The sequence below is a fragment of the Thermoflexus sp. genome, from assembly GCF_025055495.1.
Lineage (GTDB): Bacteria > Chloroflexota > Anaerolineae > Thermoflexales > Thermoflexaceae > Thermoflexus.
The window spans coordinates 1-2,520 of record NZ_JANWXB010000192.1 but is presented as its reverse complement, the minus strand read 5'-3'; the positions used below and the strand labels follow the sequence as shown (position 1 = coordinate 2,520).

General features: G+C 62.2%; 3 protein-coding genes. All 3 read right to left on the bottom strand.

Annotated elements, in window-relative coordinates; all coding sequences use genetic code 11:
* Positions 1-161: 161 nt before the first annotated feature.
* Positions 162-470 (bottom strand): hypothetical protein, encoded by a 309-nt coding sequence (locus NZM16_RS06610; RefSeq protein ID WP_295447660.1) that lies wholly within the window; start codon positions 468-470, stop codon positions 162-164.
* Positions 467-1,381 (bottom strand): 16S rRNA (cytosine(1402)-N(4))-methyltransferase RsmH, encoded by a 915-nt coding sequence (gene rsmH, locus NZM16_RS06605; protein WP_295447657.1) that lies wholly within the window; start codon positions 1,379-1,381, stop codon positions 467-469. Before rsmH ends, NZM16_RS06610 begins: the two co-directional genes overlap by 4 nt.
* Before the next feature lie 208 nt (positions 1,382-1,589).
* Positions 1,590-2,054, bottom strand: coding sequence for a division/cell wall cluster transcriptional repressor MraZ (mraZ, locus tag NZM16_RS06600; RefSeq protein ID WP_295447654.1), 465 nt, complete (start codon positions 2,052-2,054; stop codon positions 1,590-1,592).
* Between the last annotated feature and the right edge of the window lie 466 nt (positions 2,055-2,520).

The window sequence follows — 2,520 nt, the reverse complement described above, 5'->3', positions numbered from 1 at the left end:
CCGGCCTCGCTGCGCCTCGCGGCGCAGCTCCAGGGATTGAACGCCCGATGGTTCTCCGGGCACGTAGAAGGTCAAATAGATCAGGCGGATCACCACCAGCCCAAGGAGCATGGCCGGCGGAAACGCCACCGGGTGCAACCGTAGCATCGACGCGGGCTCTTTCATGGCCCTGTATCCCCCAGCGGAAGCGTGATCGGCAATGAGAGCGGAAGGCCGATGGGCTCCCCGCTGGGGACGAACCCCATCGACCGGGCCCGCTCCTGCAAGCGCTGGACCGCGCTTTCTCGGGCGATCGCCTCCTCCAAGGCTGCGTTCCCTCGCGCCAGCGCGGCGCGGGTTTCGCTCAGATGTTGAACGATCTGTCCTTGCTCCACCGTCGCTGTGGAGAGAAACGTGAACAGCAAAGAGAAGGAAGTCAGGAACAGCAATGCCCCCGCCACCATCAGAAGGACGCGTTGCCGCCCGCTCATCCCCATCGCTCCACAATCCGGAGTCGGGCGCTACGGGCCCGCGGGTTGATTCGAACTTCCTCTTCCGAAGGCCGGATGGGCTTACGGGTAATCAGGCGCAGGATTGCGCGATGACCGCATGTGCAAACCGGAACCTCCGGCGGACAAAGGCAATCCCGCGATTCCCGCTGGAAGAACGTTTTCACGATCCGATCTTCCAGGGAATGAAAGGCGATCACGGCCAGCCGGCCGCCCGGTTTTAACAGAGAGACCGCCTGGGGAAGGGCCTGTTCCAGGGCCTGAAGCTCCTCATTGACCGCAATGCGCAACGCCAGGAACGTCCGGGTGGCCGGATGTTGGTCTTCCCGCCCCCGGCCTACCACCCGCGCGATCAATTCGGCCAGCTCCGTCGTGGTTCGGATCGGTCGATTCCGCACAATCGCCCGCGCGATCCGTCGGGCGAACCGCTCCTCCCCGTATCGACGGATGACCTCCGCCAGCTGCTTCTCCGGCCACCGGTTCACGATCTCCGCCGCCGGGATCCCTTGGCTGGGATCGTAACGCATGTCCAGCGGGCCCTCGATCTGAAAACTGAACCCTCGATGGGGATCCGATAGCTGCCATGAGGAAAGCCCCAGATCGAACAGGATCCCATCGACCTCCAGGAAGTCATAACGCACGGCGATCCGCCGCAGCTCCGCATAGGAGCCCTGGACCAGAACAGCCCGCTCGCCGAAAGGACGCAGACGTTCCCGCGCACGCGCCAGGGCCTCTGGATCCCGATCCATCCCTAACAGACGGCCATCCGGCGCGGAGCGCTCCAGGATGGCCGCCGCATGCCCTCCCCCACCAACTGTGGCATCGATATACACGCCGCCGGGTCGAACCTTCAAACCCTCCAGCACTTCGCGAAGCAAAACCGGAATATGCATCGTGGATCGCTGTCGAGCGGGTGAATTTTCGCGACGGGCGACGCTGCCTCAGGCGGCGTCGCCCGTCCGCAGATGTCTTGGGCAGTGCCTAACCGCCGATGGATATCGAAGCCCCATCGGAATAGCCTTTCCCCTTGGATCCCGCCCTTCCCCACTCCCCCTCGGACTGGGAGGCTGTGGATTTGATTCGGTGAGATAAGCACTGCCGTTAGATCTCCAGCCTCATCCAGTGCTCGGGCGGAATGCGGCCATTTTGAAAGCGTTCTAAGATCTCCTGCCAGGCCAGAGGGGACCAGATCTCCAGATGCGTGTGAACCCCCACAATGACTGCCTGGTTCTCCAGGCCCGCATAAGCCCGGAGAGAGGCCGGGATGAGGATCCGACCCTGCTCATCGGGGATCACCTCGAAGGCCCCGCCGAAGAAGAATCGGCGCCATTCCCGGGCCTCCGGGGCGGTGAGAGGCAACTGACTGATCCGCTCCGCGACCCGCCGCCATTCGGGAAGCGTAAACAGATACAGGCAGGGCTCCAGGCCTCTAGTGAGCACCGCCCCCGTTCCAAAAAACGAACGGTAACGCGCTGGGAGGAACATCCGTCCCTTCGCGTCGATCCCATGCCGATACTCCCCCAGGAACATCGGGAAATCCCCCAGGGGAAGCACGGGCTGCTCCATCTCGTTCTTCCGCCGGCCTCTCGGCCCCACCACTCTCCTCCACTTTACACCACTCTACGCCTCCATTATATGAGTTCCCTCCACTCGCACAAGAGGTTTGGGAAATCTTAACGCAAGACTTGGGTTATCTTTGGGATAACGCTACAGGCTACTCTCCCTCTGGGGGACAAACGGGGTGACGAAAGCGGTCCCATTCGCCCTGTATCATCGGATGCGCGGGATGGACGCGCGGATTGGACTGGGCGAACTCTTCCCTTCGATCCTTCAGGCTACGCGCAGCGGGATAGATGGATTTTGGGGCGGACAGAGCTGCCGAGGACATCCCTGTTCACCCCAAATACGGGAACGGCCCTCTTGCTTTGTCCAGTCATAAACCGGGGGTTTGAGGAACCGAAGTCCGTCCGAAAGGCCATAGCCCCTCCTCCCTATGGCCCTCTGGATCGTGGAGAGGAAGAAAAAATCTTTC